Genomic DNA, 14227 nt, shown 5'->3' on the forward strand with positions numbered 1-14227 from the left:
AGAAAAAGATGAGCACGCTCTTTATCGGCAACAAGAATGTTTCAAGCTGGAGCCTTCGCCCTTGGTTGGCGTTGAAAGCTGCGGGCGTGACATTCGATGAAGTGCTGATCCGCTTGGACGTGCCCGAAACGCGCGCCTCCATTTCGCAATACTCCCCGGGCGGCAAAGTGCCGGTGCTGGTGTGGGAAGAAGACGGAAAATCGCATCAAATCTGGGACAGCCTCGCCATCTGTGAGTTCGTGGCGGAGCATTTTCCCGCGGCCAAGCTTTGGCCGGAAGATGTGTTCCTGCGCGCCAAGGCCCGGTCGTATTGTGCGGAAATGCATTCGAGCTTTCCGGATGTGCGCGATCAGCTTTCGATGTTTTTCGCGCGGAAGATGGAAATGCCGGAGCTGCGCGAAGCCACGCAAAAGCAGATCGCGCGTATCATCGCCGCCTGGGAAGAGGCCTTGGCGCAATCCGGCGGGGATTTCCTGTTCGGTGATTTCTCGATCACCGATTGCATGTATGCCCCAGTGGTGTCGCGCTTTTTGAGCTATGGCATCACCCTGCCGAAAGCGAGCGAAGCCTATGCGGCGCGCATGATGGCCTTGCCCGCGATGCAGGAATGGATGGCAGGCGCGAAGGCCGAAGTGGAAGCAGGCTGGCGGTAACCTCCTCCGTCGTTTCGCGACACCTCCCCCGCTATTTCACGAGTGAGCAACCCAGCGGCTAGTGCTCCGCGGGGACGGAAAGTTTATTGTTTCTTCTTGGGCAACGGCTTTACCGGTGGGGGCGCAGGTAACTGGCCCGCCTCGCGATAGAACTTGGCCGCGCCGGGATGCAGCGGCACCGAAAGCAGGCTGATGGTCTCGCCGAGCTTGATCTCCTGCGCCGGGCTGGGACCATCGGCGAGAATCTGGCGGTTGGAGGGGTGATAGAGCGCACGCACCAGGTCATAGACCGCATCAGCCGGGGCGCTGTCCTTCACGATCCAAAGCGTATGGCAGGAAATCGTCTCCACCCGCGGGGTGCCGCGATAGGCGCCGGGCGGGATGATATCCGCCGAAAGGCCTTTCACCTTGGCGATCAGCCGCGACCGGCCCGGACCATCGATAGGGATGAGACGGGCATCACCACGGCCGATCAAATCGCTGATGAGGGGATTGGGCGCGCCGCCGAGGAAGAACAGCGCATCGATCTTGCCTTTGCGCAAAAGGCCGCCTGAAACCTCATAGGTTTCGCGCAGAAGCGCCTTTGGGCGCACCCCATAGGCGGCGAGGATTTCCCCGGCGATGACATCGGCGCCCGAATTGGGATTGCCGAGCGAGACGCGCTTGCCGCGCAAATCCTTCACCGATTTGATCGGCGAACTGCGCGCCACCAGGATCTGCATCGATTCCGGAAAGAGATCGGCCATGACGCGGATATGGGTCTGGCGGCCTTGCTTGCGGAAAGCCCCACGCCCGGCCACGGCATCGGCCACGACATTGCCTTGGGCCAGCCCCGACGCGGCGAGGCCAGCATTGACGGCGAGTACATTGAAAACCGCCCCGTCGGAACTTTTTGCCAGCACCACCATGCCTGGCGGGCCGCAAAGGGCATTACGCTCGCACCGCGCGAGCCCTGGAGGGTGGCTCACCACCCGCGCGATCAGTTCGCCCATGGGAAAATAGGTGCCCGCCACCGGCCCCGTCGCGATCTCGAAAGAACGTCGCGGCGGCAGGTTCTGCGCCAGCGCGGCGGCAGCCGGCAAAAGGCAGATCAGTGCGGCGAAAAGGCGAAATTTCATTCCTGATGTGCTCGCACAGCTTTGCGACGGGTTTTGGGCAGCCCAACCATGGCCGAACCCCGAAGTGCAAAGCAAGAAGCCTGAATTTTAAGCCTTTTTTGACCGCGTTCGGCCCATTCTAGGCTCCTTAGGCGAAAGGCTTTTCCATGTTGAGGCTTCGTATCGAGCGTTCCGCGCGCCGTCCCAGGCTGAGGCTGGTGCTGGCTGGGCTGGTTTCGGGAGCGGCACTCCTTGGAGGCATGGCCTATGCCGAGGATAAGCCTGCCAACACGAAGCTGAGCCAGGCCCAGTTGAATGACAGCGTGGAAGGCGGCCTGCGCCAAGCCCAGGCTGCCCGCGCGCGGGGCGATCTTAGCGAAGCCGTCAAAGTGTTGAGCCAGCTCATGCTGGTCAATCCCGACGATGGGCGGATCATCTCTGAATACGGCAAAGTGCTGGTGCAGCAGGGCCGCACGAGCGAAGCCCTGGATTTTCTCAAGCGCGCCGTCCAGATCGTGCCGAACGATTGGACGCTCTATTCCGCGCTGGGCGTAGCTTTTGACGGCGCGGGCGATTACGCCAACGCCAAACTCTCCTACGAACACGCCTTGAATTTGCGCCCCGGCGAAGCGGCGGTGCTCAACAATTTTGCGCTGTCGCGCGCCCTGGCGGGAGATCTTATCGCCGCGAAGGCGATGATCGGGCAGGCCTCGGCCAGCTCCAAAGACCCGCGCGTGACGCGCAACGAGGCCTTGATCGGCGGGCTGACCGCAGCGGCGGCAGCCCCGGCCGCGGCTGCCCCGCAAACTGCCCCACAAGCAAAAGCCTCTGTCGCGGCCAAGTCCGTGGCGGCGGCACCCACCACCGCCCCCCGCCCCCTGACAGGGGCCGAAGGTGCCAAGGTGGTGATGCAAGAGGTCCCAGTTGATCCCAAAGCGGGCCCGGTGAAGAAGGCCGCGGCGGTCAAGACCGCGGATAAATCGCTCGACAAGTCCGCGCCCGTGGCGGCCAAACCCGCAAAACCGAAGCAAGGCGACGGCGTTCCGGCACTGCGGCTTTCCGGCGACAGGCTGTAATCGGTTTCAGCTAAAGACTGCGACGGCGCCTCGGCGCGTCACATCACATGGCTGATCTTCATGATCGCCGGGCCCATGATTACGACAAACAGGCAGGGCAGGAAGAACAAGATCATCGGCACGGTGAGCTTGGCAGGCAGCGCGGCAGCCTTTCTTTCGGCATCCATCATGCGCATGTCGCGATTTTCCTGGGCGCAGACACGCAAGGCCTGACCCAGCGGAGTGCCATAGCGTTCAGCCTGGTTCAGCGCAGTCGCCACCGCCTTGACGCCCTGATGGCCGCAGCGCTTGGCGAGATTCTCAAACGCCTGCTTGCGATCCGGCAAATAGGACAGCTCGGCCGTGGTGAGGGCGAACTCCTCTGCCAGCTCTGCCGAGGACTGGCCGATTTCGGCGGCCACCTTGGCGAAGCCCGCTTCCACGCTCATGCCCGATTCAACACAGATCAGGAGAAGATCCAGCGCGTCCGGAAAGGCCGCCATGATCGATTGCTGGCGCTTTTGGATGAGGTTGGTGATGTAGAGGTCGGGAAAATAATAGCCCATCAGGGTGAGCGCCATCGCCACCATGAGCTTAACCATGGGCGCCCAGGCGAAATTGGTGATCAGGAAGAGATACAGCAACGCCACCGCGAACACCAAAAACGGCATCACAAAACGGAAGAAGTTGAAGACCATCAAGGGCGTGGGGCCGCGCAGGCCCGCTTGGGCGAGCTTTCCTTGCGAATCCTCTGATGCCACCAGCTTGGCAAGATCGAAGCGGTCGGAGAATTTCTTGATGAGCTTGGCACCGCCCACCGGATCGGCGCGCAGCGAGGTGCCCTTGCGCCCCGAAATCTGTTCCTTATGGCGCGCGCGCAATTCCTCGCGCCGCTGCGAAACCGACTTCAGGCGCTTATTCAGCGTATCACGCTCGAGCGCCGGCAGCGCCAAGGTGACGATGGTAGCGAAGGCGAGAACGGCAACACAAGCCGTGACCAGAAAGCCCGGATCGAACACCATATCCACGATGTTGATGCTGCCGAACATGACGCCTCAATGCTTGAAGTTGATCATTTTGGACATCACCGAAATACCGATCCCCATCCAGATCGCGCAGCCCACCAGAAGCAGATTGCCCATACGCTCAGTGAACAGCGGCATGATGTAGTTGGGCGCGGTCAGATAGACGATCCCGCCAACACCAGGGGGAAGCGAGCCGATGATCCAGGCCGAAGCCTTGGCTTCCGAACTCATCGCCTTGATTTTGCCCTGCAGGCGTTTGCGGTCGCGCAGCACACCGGCGAGGTTGCCAAGCGCCTCGGCGAGATTGCCGCCCGTCTTCTGCTGGATGGACATCACGATGCCGAAAAAGGACACCTCTGAGGTCGGCATCGAGTCATACATCTTCTTCAAGGCCTGCTCGAGGGTGAGGCCCATCTTCATATTCTCGGTCAGACGCTTGAATTCGCCGCCGACAGGATCGCGAAACTCTCCCGCCACGATGCGCAAAGCATCATTGGTGGGAAGACCCGACTTCACCGAGCGCACGATCACATCGATGGCATTGGCGAAATCCTCTGTGAAGCGCTTCTCACGGCGCCCTTTGAGGATATTCAAGGTCCAGCGCGGCAGCCCCAACCCGGCGGCAAAGGTGCCAAGGATCACCACCAGATAACTTTGGCCTTCAGCAACACAGAAAAGAAGCGCACTCAGAGCAATCAGAACCTGGGCAATATAGAAGCTCTTCTCGCTGACGTTCGAAAGCCCGGCCTGGTCAAGGCGGCGGCGCAGCGTGAGCTGAGGCTTTTTCTCCGCTTGCTTCTTCTCGAAATCCTTCAACGCCGTTTGCATGTTGCGTTTACGGCTGACGGCAGGATCCGGCTTGGCGCCACGCACTTCAGCCTTACCCAGCGCAGCGATGCGTTTTTGCGTGGCGGCATTGCCTGCACCCGCATGGACGACATATGCCCCACCGGCGAGGAGCACGCAAAGAACGGTGGCGAGCACAAACAGCATGCTACACCTGCAACTGATCTAGGGCTTCGGAAAGTTCTTTCTCGAGGCCAAAATAGCTCGCGCGATCCCAGAATTTCGGCCGCACAATGCCGGTGCCGATATGGCGCCCGCGCAGCCTGCCGGTCTCATCCTCGCCCTGGAACTCGAAGGTCAAAAGGTCCTGCGTGATCACGACATCGCCTTCGGTGCCGACCACTTCGGTGATGGCGGTGATGCGACGCGAACCATCGCGCAGACGCTCGGCCTGAACAATGACATCGATGGAGCCGACGATCATCTCGCGGATCGTTTTGGTGGGCAGGGAAAACCCGCCCATGGTGATCATCGATTCCAGGCGGGACATTGCCTCGCGCGGGGAGTTGGCGTGCAGCGTTCCCATGGAGCCATCATGACCGGTGTTCATGGCCTGCAAGAGGTCGAAGGCCTCCGGACCGCGCACTTCGCCCACGATGATGCGTTCGGGACGCATGCGAAGACAGTTGCGCACGAGATCACGCATGGTGATCTGGCCCTGGCCTTCGAGATTTGGCGGGCGGGTTTCCAGGCGCACCACATGCGGCTGCTGGAGTTGCAATTCGGCGGCGTCTTCGCAAGTGATGATGCGTTCGTCGCCATCGATAAAGGCGGTGAGGCAGTTGAGCAGCGTGGTCTTGCCCGAACCGGTGCCGCCCGAAATCAGGATGTTACAGCGGCAGCGCCCAATCACCGCCAAGATGCGGCTGCCCGCTTCAGAGATCGAACCGAAACGCACCAGATCAGAGAGCTTCAGCTTGTCCTTCTTGAACTTGCGGATGGTGAGGGTTGGGCCATCCAGCGCCAGTGGCGGTGCAATGACGTTGACGCGCGAGCCATCCAGCAGACGAGCGTCGCAAATGGGCGAGGATTCGTCGACGCGGCGGCCGACCTGGCTGACGATACGCTGGCAGATATTCATCAACTGCGCATTGTCGCGGAAGCGCACATTTGTCATCTGCACGCGACCCGCGACTTCGATGAAGACGCGGCCCGAGCCGTTGACCATGATATCGGAGATGTCGTCGCGGGCCAGAAGCGGCTCGAGCGGGCCATAGCCGAGGACATCATTGCAGATGTCCTGGAGAAGCTGTTCCTGCTCGGCGATCGACATCACCACCGCCTTGATGGCGATGATCTCGTTGACGATATCGCGGATTTCTTCGCGCGCCGAATCCGGATCGAGCTGGGCAAGCTGCGCCAGATCGATGGTGTCGATCAGGGCGGAAAAGATCGTGGCCTTGATCTGATAATAATCTTCCGAGCGATTGTCGCCCGCAAAAGGCTGTGGAGGTGGCGGCGGAGCAACAGCTATAGCCGCAGCTTTGGGCGGCGGCGGAATCTTGCCCAACGACGACAACGGCTCTTCACGCGCGCCAACGGGAGCCGGAGCTCGCGCCGTTTTTACCTCTGCTGTGCCGCGCTTGCCGAACATCGCCTGTTATGCCCGCTTCTTGTTTCCAAACAGCGAGAAAAGCGAGCTCCTCTGGGGCGGAGCCGCCTTGCGTCCGGTGAGAAGACCGGCGAAATGGCGAATGCCATCCACCACCGGAGATTTCTGACCGAGCTCGGCGATCATCTGACCGTTATTGGCCGCCTGACCGAACAGCAGCGGCTCATATGGCAAAACCAGCGCTGCATCATGGCCGATAGTATCGGCGAAATCCTTGGCCGGGATCTCAGGCCGCTTGGCCAAGCCCGTCTTGTTGAGGACCAAACGCGGCGCCAGATCGTTCGGGCGATTCACCCGCAACACATCCATCATGTTCTTGGTGTTGCGCAGCGAGGCGAGATCGGGATTGGCGACGATGACGATTTCGTCAGCAGCGATCAGCGTCGATTTCACCCAAGGGCTCCAGACACGCGGCAAATCCACCACCACACAGGATGTGGACTGGCGCACGACATCGAGAACCGATTCATACGCCTCCAGCCCATGCTCGAATTCTCGATCCAGCACAGCGGGTGCGGCGAAGAGGGACAGATAATCGCCCCGCTTCAAGAGGATGCGCTCGAGCAGGACATCATCGAGACGCTCTGGCGTGGCCAGGGCATCGGCGACCGATTGACCGGGCTCATCGTTGAAATTCAGCGCCACCGTGCCAAAGGGGAGATCGAGATCAACAATGGTCGTGGTGATCTGCAACTCTTCTGCAATGCACCAAGCGGTGTTCTGGGCGATCGTGGAGGAACCAGCCCCGCCGCGCGCACCCATGAAGGCCACCACACGCCCCAAGGGCCGGCGTTCCGGATCGGCGTAAAGGCCCGAGATCACCTCGATAAGGCGCACAGGATCGAGCGGCGCCACGAGATATTCCGAAGCCCCGCGGCGCATCAATTCGCGATAAAGCTCGACATCGTTGACGCGGCCAATCACCACCACTTTGGTAGCCGCATCGCAGACATCGGCGAGACGATCAATCTCGGCTAGCGCATCGGCGGCGCCAAGCCTGGTCTCGACAATGAGAAGGTTGGGCGTGACCTGGCCTTCGAAATATTCGACCGCGGCGGAGACACCGCCAAGCTGAACCGTGAGCTGCGCCTTGGCCAAGCGGCGATCGGCAGCGGCGCGCTGCAGGGCGGCACCCGTATCGGGATATTCGCAAAAAGCCTGAATGGTGATGCGCGGCACCGGACGTTCGTGCGGCGCGGCACCAAAAGGCTGATCGGGCAGACGCGTATTCATCCCCTAATCCTTGTTCACTTTGGAAACCGCCCCAGACTGGTCTTTGGTCTTTTCGGCGGCAGTCGGTTTGCCATTCTCGTAATTGCCGATCACCACGGCACGGCGTGCTGCATCGGAAGGATCAGAGGGACGCATTTCCAAAAGATCACGCGGATCGGCGACCTGCGCGGCGATATTCTGCTGCACCGCGCAACCGAAGTTCTTCGCCGAGGTATTGTCGTAGGTCTTGCCGAGGTTTTCCGACCAATCCCCGCAAGGCTTGGTGGAGGCCGTATAAGCAATAAAGCCGATTTCCACGCGCTTATCCGCGCCTTCATGGGTGCCCACCAGGATCCGCCCGCGCGGCACGCCCATCTCGGAAAGGCGGGCTCCGAAATAGCGGAGCACCGCGACGGAATCCGACCCTTGCGGAGCGGAGACCGAAATCGACCCCGAACCGCGCGACATGAAATCGGCGACGAAGCCTTCGAATTTGGCGGCATCATCCGGCAGAAGCCCCTGCTCGGAGGCCGCGAAGTTGAGTTTGATCGCCGCAAAATGCGGTTCCACCGAGATCGGATGGTTGACGGAAGGATCAGTGAAGGCCGTGCCATCGCGGTCGGGACCGGCGCAGCTTCCCGCGAGCAGAACAGCACCCACAGCCGCGGCACGCAAAACGTCTTTCAAGCCCGTCATCTTGCGCTCTCCTATGGCACGATATAGCCGACCTGCCCGCCGGCCTTCACGGCCGCCGTTTTGGTCTTGTCCTGGTCGTAGACGGCGTTGAGACGCCCGAAGAAAATGGTCTCAAGATCGGTCGGCAGCACAAACCCGTCGGTGGGCGCGGCGAGTTTTGCCTCGACCGTCGGCTTGACAAGATAGGCCGTCACCAGCACCACCAGTTCGGTTTCATCATTGGCAAAATCGCGGCTGCGGAACAGCGCGCCCAGGATCGGCAGATCCTTGGCACCCGGGAAGGCATCCAGCACCTGCTTGGTGGTGTGCTGCATCAGCCCGGCCACCGCGAAGCTTCCGCCCGAGGGTAATTCCACCGTCGTTTCCGCGCGGCGCACGGAGAGAGCCGGAAGGGTGAGACCGGCCACAGCTGAGGAGCCTTGAAGACTGAAAGACCCAAGTGAGGTCAGCTCGCTCACCTCACTGGAGAGCTGCAGCGATATGCGCCCAGGCCCCAGCACCACCGGGGTGAAAGAGAGGCCGACGCCGAACTGCTTATAGTCGATGGTGATGTTACCATCGCGGTCGCGCGCCACCGGCACGGGGAATTCACCGCCCGCGAGGAACTTCGCCGTCTCGCCCGAAACCGCCGTGAGGTTCGGTTCGGCGAGAATATGCACCAGCCCCACGCGTTCGAGGGCCTGCAAGGATTTCTGGGTGTCGTTCTGGATGTAACACACCCCCTGACGGCCAACGAGTGCACCGACAGGATTGGCGGCTGTGCTGTTAGGGCTGCAGACCTGCCCCACACCGCCCCCCGAAAGATCACTCAAGGCATGGCCGACGAGACTGAATTGGTTTCCAGTCGAAAACGCATAGGGATAGCCACCGACCATGCCGGCCGCCGCGGCGTTGATGCCGAATTGCTTGGCAACGGTGCGCTGCATCTCAGCGATCCGCACTTTCAGCATCACCTGTTCGCCGGTGCGCACCGAGAGAAGATTCACGACCTTCTTGTCATCACCCGCGAACTTCGCCGCGATCACTTGTGCCTTTGTGGATTCGGCAGCGCTCGCGACATGACCGGTGAGCACCACGGTATCGTTGATCGACTGTGCCTTGATATCGGAATCGGGGAAGGACAGCTTGATCAGCTTGGCAAGATCAGTGGTGTCTTTCTCTACCCGGATGTCGATCGAGGCGAGCTGCTTGCCCTGGGCATCGAAGAAGAAAGCGTTGGTTTGGCCGCCCCGCTGCCCCATGAGGAAAATGCGTCGCGGCGTACGCACCACCGCATCCACAATCTCGGGACTGGACACCAGAACGTCGCGCGCATCTGTATCGATTTCGACAAGCGCCGACTTGCCCACACCGAGCGTGATGCGCTGATGCGCGGGGGTCCCATTCTTGGTGGAGATAGAAATCAGGCGCGCCGAGCCTGCGCTATCATCGCTCAGCATCTGGGAGGCTGCAAAGGCCGGCGAGGCCGCAAACAGCAGCGCGGCCGACACACATCCTGCGAGGCGCGGAAGAAGTCCCGTCATCACTGCACGCTCCCATCGCCCGACAGCTTGCGCATCCGGCCATAACGGATGACCGTGACCGCGCCCGAAGAGTCGCCGCCTTTTTTTGAGCGAGGCGCGGTCTCGTCGCCGTTGTCTCCCAAGGGCCTGATCGCCAGCGAAATGTCGCCTTCATTGCGCGCTTGCGAAACAACCTGCGCCTGATCCGGCGTCAATTCGAGCGTGACGGTGCGCACCGCAGAAACGGTCTTCTGCTGGCTGCCATCGGAAGATTGGTCTATCGCGAGCACGCGCACATTCTGGGCGAGAACCGCCGGGATGGCATGCGAGCGGCCCATCATGGTGCCCATGTGGGTATCGATCACATCGACGCGATTATTGGGAACAAGAAATCCGCCTGCGATATTTTCCAGCTTCACAGGCACCGCCAGAGCACGCATGCCATCACCCAGCGTAGCTGCGAGATAGCCCGAGCTTTGCGTCTTCACGATTTTCGCATAGGTGACAGGCTCGCCTTCAACCATCGGCGCGCGTGCCACCATGCCTTCCACCATGCTTGCTGGCGTGGCCGATCCCGGCCTGCGAATGAAGCTGGGATCGATGACTTTCACCGGCCAAGCCTGCCAGCGCACTTGCGCGGCGCCGACGGTCTTTCCAGGCTCGATACGCTGGGCGGCAACAAGAATTTCGGAGGAATCGACAGCGCTGGCCACAGGCTTTTCTTCGGCATGTTTGCCGAACACCGCAGCACGCACCATGAGGGCCACAATGCCAGCAGCAACGGCTGCCAACAACACGACCAGCAAGCGTTTCCTGTCCATCGACCAAGGCTCCTTCAGCGCTAAAGGAGCATGGAACCCTTCAAGATTTGCTTAATGATAGCCTGCCAAAAGGCCCAAAAACCGTGGTTACGCTTTGCTTTAAGCGTTCACGACAAGGCGGAAGATATGGCTTTCAGATAACACGAAGAGCGCGCCGGCGGCGAGCGCGACGCCATAGGGAATTCCCGATTTAGAATCGTGCAGACGTACAATCCAAGCCTGGCTCACCAACCCGGCAGGCAACGGCACACGGCGCGCCATCAGGATAGCAAGTGTTAATCCGCCACCGAGAAGCGCGGACACCAGGGTGTAAGCGAGAAGATCGGAAAACCCGAACCACAAGGCTGTGGCCGCGAAGAGCTTGGCATCCCCGCCGCCAATAAAGCGTGCCGCGAAGAACGCAAAGCCAGCCGCCAGAGCCACCGCGAAAGCAGCCAGATGGCTACCGAGAAACGTCAGGGGCTGGCCGGATACGGCGTAAAACAGAAAAAAGGCGGCGACCAGCGCCAGGCCGATGCGGTTGGGGATCGTGTAGCTCGCCAGATCATAGCCGGCGGCCAGCGCAAGCAAAGCCGGCAAGACAATCGAGACCAGAATAAGAGCCATGGCTTATGCCTCCCAAAAAAAGAACGGCCACCAACGAAGGCAGCCGCTCGATTCCGTGTCCCGCTGACTGCTCGGTAATTATTTGAGCTGCGCGGAAACTTTGCCAAACACGGTGTTCAGGTTCGCGCCGATCGTCGTCAGAGCCGTGATAATCACCACCGCAATGAGGGCCGCGATCAGGCCGTATTCGATCGCCGTCGCACCGGATTCATCGCGGACAAAACGCGCAAAGAGATTCTGCATAAACGCCTCCACTTTTGGACACCCAAGGATGTCCTTAGCCCCCCGATTTTGTACCGGATCGTTGCCAGGACACAGGCCGAGGATAGGCCTTGAGACTTAATGCGCCCTTAAACGGGGCTTTGCGGAATCTGCCATTTGGTTCCGCTATGGCACAAAACACCCCCCGCTCGGCTGGGGCACATCGTAAAGATTTGTCTTTTGTTTACTATCCAAGCAATTAGAACCGGCATTGTCAGACTGCCGCGTTGACCCAAACGAAAACGGCTGCCTTGCGACAGCCGTTTCGCTGATTTGGTTTTGTCGCGGGCATATACCCGCTCGCACGAACCGCTTATTTAAGCTGTGCGGAGACCTTGTCGAAAACGGTTGTGAGATTGGTGCCGATCGTGGTCACAGCCCCAATGATAACCACTGCGATCAGGGCCGCGATCAGACCGTATTCGATCGCCGTCGCGCCAGATTCATCCGTCAGAAAACCCGCAAGAAACTTACGCATTTGAACCTCCACTCACCCGAAGTTGTTTGGCCCGCCATAGGCCTTGCCACCCCGCAAGTGTGCGCATGGCTGTCTTAATCCCGCCTGAATCTCAAAATGTCACCAAAGTGCATATCGTCCCGTTACGGAGCAAAAAAGTGCTTTGGCAGAGGCATGGTAGGATAAAGATTCAGCATCTATTCACTGTGCCGCAACTCTCTTGCACTTCGCCGAATGGCACTTCGGAGAGATGGCGGACTTAAGCGATAGTTTACGGCGCGCCCTTTAAGCTTGGACGTCAGGCTGAGGGAAATCCGATGAACCGCGCGTTATATGCCGCTATTTTTGTGGGCGCCGTTTTCGGACCAGCGCTGGCGGGCTCGCCCTTCTCTGTATCGCTTGATGAAGCGCGGGTGGTTTCGTTTCCCAAGCCGGTCACCACGATCTATGTCGGCAATCCCATGATTGCAGATGTGACCATTATCGATAATCGCCACGCCTTTGTGCAGGGCAAGGCCTTCGGCGCCACAAATGTGATCGCGCTGGACCAAAATGGCCGCCAAGTCGTCAACCAGCAAATCGTGGTCGCGGGTAAAGGCACGTCCACTGTCACGCTGCAGCGTGGCACAAAGCGCAGTACCCTTGTCTGCGGGGGTGGTGCATGCCAGCCCACGCCAATGCCGGGAGACGGCAGAGACAGCTTTGATGAAGCATCCTCCCAGGCGGAGCGCCATCAGAACCTCGCAGGCCACGCCGCCACTAGACAGGATTAGCTAGCTCTTCACTCGCAAATTGGTGATCTGCTGAGCGATGTCTCGGAAAGCGTTTTTCAGATCTGAGCCCGAGGACGGGAAATAAGCATGCGCCGAATCCGTGGCGCAGCTATTGAGCACATCCAGTGCGCTCGCATCGTTGCCGACCTGAAATCCTACCGTATAGACGATGATGCCTTTGGCCTTCATGGCGCTGCAGAGCTGTTTGGCCTGCGACGCCGAAGAGCCGTTGGGGGCGTTACAATTGATGTGGTCGGACGTGTTGCCGCTGCCCGAACCCGCATCCCTGGAAATCACGCCGTTGCAATAAGGCGTGTTGAACGCGCCATCGGTCATCAAAACCGCGACCTTGATGAGATTATCGCCGCCATATGCGGCCGGCTGCTGGGTGGAGCTAGGCCAGAGATAGGAAAAGGCGGGCGATAGGAGATACCAAGCCCAAGCGACACCGATATGGCCAGCGGTGGAACCTGCCGCGGAAAGCCCCTCTACGGTCGCTTTCAACGCCGGCTTGTCGCTGGAGAGCGGCATGATGGTTGCGTTGATGCAAGGATTGGAACTCGCCGCGTAGTTATACCCCAATGGCGTGAGCGAAGGCGCCGCATCGTTATAGGCGTTGGTGGTGCGCTCCGACACGCAAGACGAGGCTGGCAAAAGTGTGGAGCCGCCCGCGGCATTGGCGAAGAAATAATACTGGCAGCCGAGCTTGGTGCAGTAAGCCGTGCCTCCGCCCGCATAACTGCCGTAATTGCGCCCATCGACATTCTTGAGTTCGAAGCTGTTGGTGGTCTTGTTGGCCACGGTATAGGTGTTGCCATTGAGCTGGGTCATGCCCGCGACGCCCGCGATATAGATGATATCGCCATTGGCATATGCGTGGCCGGGCGCGGTGATCACGACGGGATTAGCTCTGCTCGCCCCTGTGATCGCTTTTCCCGCCGCCAGCGCGCCGCGCGCCTGATCCGCGTAAGACCCTAGATTGACCCCCATGGTGTAAGGCGCGATCGCGACTTTTGTGTAAGTCGGACTCTGCTGATCCTGCACCACAATATCGATCAAATCGGACGCCGCGGTCTTGAGATCGGCGATCTTCGTGCCCGACATCGAGCCTGTGGTATCAAGCGCCAGCGCCACTTCGATGTTCTTGGAATTGCGTGTGATGACCGCGGTCGCATCCACCGGGATGGAACTGACACCAACCAGTTTCATCATCACCGTCGGCATGGTGATGGAGACATTCAGGGTGACGTCCTGCCCCGACTGGCTGATCGAAACCGCCTGCGGCACGCCATAGCTCGAATCCACCCGGTAATTCGCGTTGAAATAGCTCTGTGCCAGGGTTTGAACCGCATCGGGCGCGAGATTTGGCGAAGCACCGACCGCAAGCCCTGCGCCGTCGAGCGCGGCCGCCATGGCGGAGCGCACCATCACCGCTCGCGCGAAATCCAGCGCGGCGCAAGCGCAGACCACCATGGGAACAAGCGCGATCGCGTATATCATGGCGACGTTGCCACGCCGGTCGACCCAGAGATGGCGCATAAAGGCAAGGAGCGAGCGCATGGGGACCTTCCCAAAAGCGCCTGAAGGATCGCCCAAACGGTTATTCGATGC

15 protein-coding genes are annotated in these 14227 nt (G+C 60.2%); 3 read left to right on the top strand and 12 right to left on the bottom strand.

Translation table 11 applies throughout. The features are described 5' to 3' along the window. The first annotated feature begins 8 nt into the window (after positions 1 to 8). Positions 9 to 653, top strand: coding sequence for a glutathione S-transferase family protein (locus FHS83_RS05965; RefSeq protein WP_167081843.1), 645 nt, complete (start codon positions 9 to 11; stop codon positions 651 to 653). An 83-nt stretch (positions 654 to 736) separates the two neighbouring features. Here the strand turns inward: FHS83_RS05965 and FHS83_RS05970 are convergent, their stop codons facing one another. After that, on the bottom strand, positions 737 to 1771 hold the full coding sequence (locus tag FHS83_RS05970; RefSeq protein ID WP_167081845.1) for a TAXI family TRAP transporter solute-binding subunit: 1035 nt from the start codon (positions 1769 to 1771) through the stop codon (positions 737 to 739). A gap of 146 nt (positions 1772 to 1917) precedes the next feature. On the opposite strand from FHS83_RS05970, the gene FHS83_RS05975 reads away from it, so the two are divergent. Beyond that, positions 1918 to 2826, top strand: coding sequence for a tetratricopeptide repeat protein (locus FHS83_RS05975; RefSeq protein ID WP_167081847.1), 909 nt, complete (start codon positions 1918 to 1920; stop codon positions 2824 to 2826). A gap of 38 nt (positions 2827 to 2864) precedes the next feature. Here the strand turns inward: FHS83_RS05975 and FHS83_RS05980 are convergent, their stop codons facing one another. The 10 genes from FHS83_RS05980 to FHS83_RS06025 all read right to left on the bottom strand — a co-directional run bounded on the left by FHS83_RS05980 (position 2865) and on the right by FHS83_RS06025 (position 11864). Next, on the bottom strand, positions 2865 to 3854 hold the full coding sequence (locus tag FHS83_RS05980; RefSeq protein WP_167081849.1) for a type II secretion system F family protein: 990 nt from the start codon (positions 3852 to 3854) through the stop codon (positions 2865 to 2867). A gap of 6 nt (positions 3855 to 3860) precedes the next feature. Further along, positions 3861 to 4823 carry a type II secretion system F family protein gene (locus tag FHS83_RS05985; RefSeq protein ID WP_167081851.1) on the bottom strand — a complete coding sequence of 321 codons (963 nt, stop codon included), beginning with the start codon at positions 4821 to 4823 and terminating at the stop codon, positions 3861 to 3863. Position 4824: 1 nt separating this feature from the next. Then, entirely contained in the window at positions 4825 to 6270 is a 1446-nt protein-coding gene (locus tag FHS83_RS05990; RefSeq protein WP_167081853.1) for a TadA family conjugal transfer-associated ATPase, read from the bottom strand. A gap of 6 nt (positions 6271 to 6276) precedes the next feature. Continuing rightward, a complete protein-coding gene (locus FHS83_RS05995) occupies positions 6277 to 7521 on the bottom strand; it encodes an AAA family ATPase (RefSeq protein ID WP_167081855.1) in 1245 nt (414 codons plus the stop codon). A gap of 3 nt (positions 7522 to 7524) precedes the next feature. After that, complete coding sequence (locus tag FHS83_RS06000) at positions 7525 to 8196, bottom strand: CpaD family pilus assembly protein (protein WP_167081857.1); 672 nt, start codon at positions 8194 to 8196, stop codon at positions 7525 to 7527. An 11-nt stretch (positions 8197 to 8207) separates the two neighbouring features. Next, a complete protein-coding gene (locus FHS83_RS06005) occupies positions 8208 to 9719 on the bottom strand; it encodes a type II and III secretion system protein family protein (protein ID WP_167081859.1) in 1512 nt (503 codons plus the stop codon). Next, positions 9719 to 10519 carry a Flp pilus assembly protein CpaB gene (gene cpaB / locus FHS83_RS06010; protein ID WP_167081861.1) on the bottom strand — a complete coding sequence of 267 codons (801 nt, stop codon included), beginning with the start codon at positions 10517 to 10519 and terminating at the stop codon, positions 9719 to 9721. The genes FHS83_RS06005 and cpaB overlap by 1 nt, the downstream gene beginning before the upstream one ends. A 99-nt stretch (positions 10520 to 10618) precedes the next feature. Then, the gene (locus FHS83_RS06015) at positions 10619 to 11125 is read right to left on the bottom strand and encodes an A24 family peptidase (protein ID WP_167081863.1); all 507 of its coding nucleotides are present in this window, start codon (positions 11123 to 11125) and stop codon (positions 10619 to 10621) included. Positions 11126 to 11203: 78 nt separating this feature from the next. Next, on the bottom strand, positions 11204 to 11368 hold the full coding sequence (locus tag FHS83_RS06020) for a Flp family type IVb pilin (protein ID WP_167081865.1): 165 nt from the start codon (positions 11366 to 11368) through the stop codon (positions 11204 to 11206). A gap of 331 nt (positions 11369 to 11699) precedes the next feature. After that, positions 11700 to 11864, bottom strand: coding sequence for a Flp family type IVb pilin (locus FHS83_RS06025; RefSeq protein WP_167081867.1), 165 nt, complete (start codon positions 11862 to 11864; stop codon positions 11700 to 11702). 296 nt (positions 11865 to 12160) lie between these two features. On the opposite strand from FHS83_RS06025, the gene FHS83_RS06030 reads away from it, so the two are divergent. After that, positions 12161 to 12616 carry a pilus assembly protein N-terminal domain-containing protein gene (locus FHS83_RS06030; RefSeq protein ID WP_167081869.1) on the top strand — a complete coding sequence of 152 codons (456 nt, stop codon included), beginning with the start codon at positions 12161 to 12163 and terminating at the stop codon, positions 12614 to 12616. Here the strand turns inward: FHS83_RS06030 and FHS83_RS06035 are convergent, their stop codons facing one another. After that, complete coding sequence (locus tag FHS83_RS06035) at positions 12617 to 14176, bottom strand: TadE/TadG family type IV pilus assembly protein (protein WP_167081871.1); 1560 nt, start codon at positions 14174 to 14176, stop codon at positions 12617 to 12619. Between the last annotated feature and the right edge of the window lie 51 nt (positions 14177 to 14227).

The organism is Rhizomicrobium palustre, assembly GCF_011761565.1.
Lineage (GTDB): Bacteria > Pseudomonadota > Alphaproteobacteria > Micropepsales > Micropepsaceae > Rhizomicrobium > Rhizomicrobium palustre.

Excerpts from the sequence above, each read along its gene's own strand:
- FHS83_RS05970 (WP_167081845.1), bottom strand. The coding sequence starts at position 1,771 with ATGAAATTTCGCCTTTTCGCCGCACTGATCTGCCTTTTGCCGGCTGCC.
- FHS83_RS05975 (WP_167081847.1), top strand. The coding sequence starts at position 1,918 with ATGTTGAGGCTTCGTATCGAGCGTTCCGCGCGCCGTCCCAGGCTGAGG.
- FHS83_RS05995 (WP_167081855.1), bottom strand. The coding sequence starts at position 7,521 with ATGAATACGCGTCTGCCCGATCAGCCTTTTGGTGCCGCGCCGCACGAA.
- FHS83_RS06005 (WP_167081859.1), bottom strand. The coding sequence starts at position 9,719 with ATGACGGGACTTCTTCCGCGCCTCGCAGGATGTGTGTCGGCCGCGCTG.
- FHS83_RS06035 (WP_167081871.1), bottom strand. The coding sequence starts at position 14,176 with ATGCGCTCGCTCCTTGCCTTTATGCGCCATCTCTGGGTCGACCGGCGT.
- FHS83_RS06025 (WP_167081867.1), bottom strand. The coding sequence starts at position 11,864 with ATGCGTAAGTTTCTTGCGGGTTTTCTGACGGATGAATCTGGCGCGACG.
- FHS83_RS05985 (WP_167081851.1), bottom strand. The coding sequence starts at position 4,823 with ATGCTGTTTGTGCTCGCCACCGTTCTTTGCGTGCTCCTCGCCGGTGGG.
- FHS83_RS05990 (WP_167081853.1), bottom strand. The coding sequence starts at position 6,270 with ATGTTCGGCAAGCGCGGCACAGCAGAGGTAAAAACGGCGCGAGCTCCG.
- FHS83_RS06015 (WP_167081863.1), bottom strand. The coding sequence starts at position 11,125 with ATGGCTCTTATTCTGGTCTCGATTGTCTTGCCGGCTTTGCTTGCGCTG.
- FHS83_RS06000 (WP_167081857.1), bottom strand. The coding sequence starts at position 8,196 with ATGACGGGCTTGAAAGACGTTTTGCGTGCCGCGGCTGTGGGTGCTGTT.
- FHS83_RS05965 (WP_167081843.1), top strand. The coding sequence starts at position 9 with ATGAGCACGCTCTTTATCGGCAACAAGAATGTTTCAAGCTGGAGCCTT.
- cpaB (WP_167081861.1), bottom strand. The coding sequence starts at position 10,519 with ATGGACAGGAAACGCTTGCTGGTCGTGTTGTTGGCAGCCGTTGCTGCT.
- FHS83_RS06020 (WP_167081865.1), bottom strand. The coding sequence starts at position 11,368 with ATGCAGAATCTCTTTGCGCGTTTTGTCCGCGATGAATCCGGTGCGACG.
- FHS83_RS05980 (WP_167081849.1), bottom strand. The coding sequence starts at position 3,854 with ATGTTCGGCAGCATCAACATCGTGGATATGGTGTTCGATCCGGGCTTT.
- FHS83_RS06030 (WP_167081869.1), top strand. The coding sequence starts at position 12,161 with ATGAACCGCGCGTTATATGCCGCTATTTTTGTGGGCGCCGTTTTCGGA.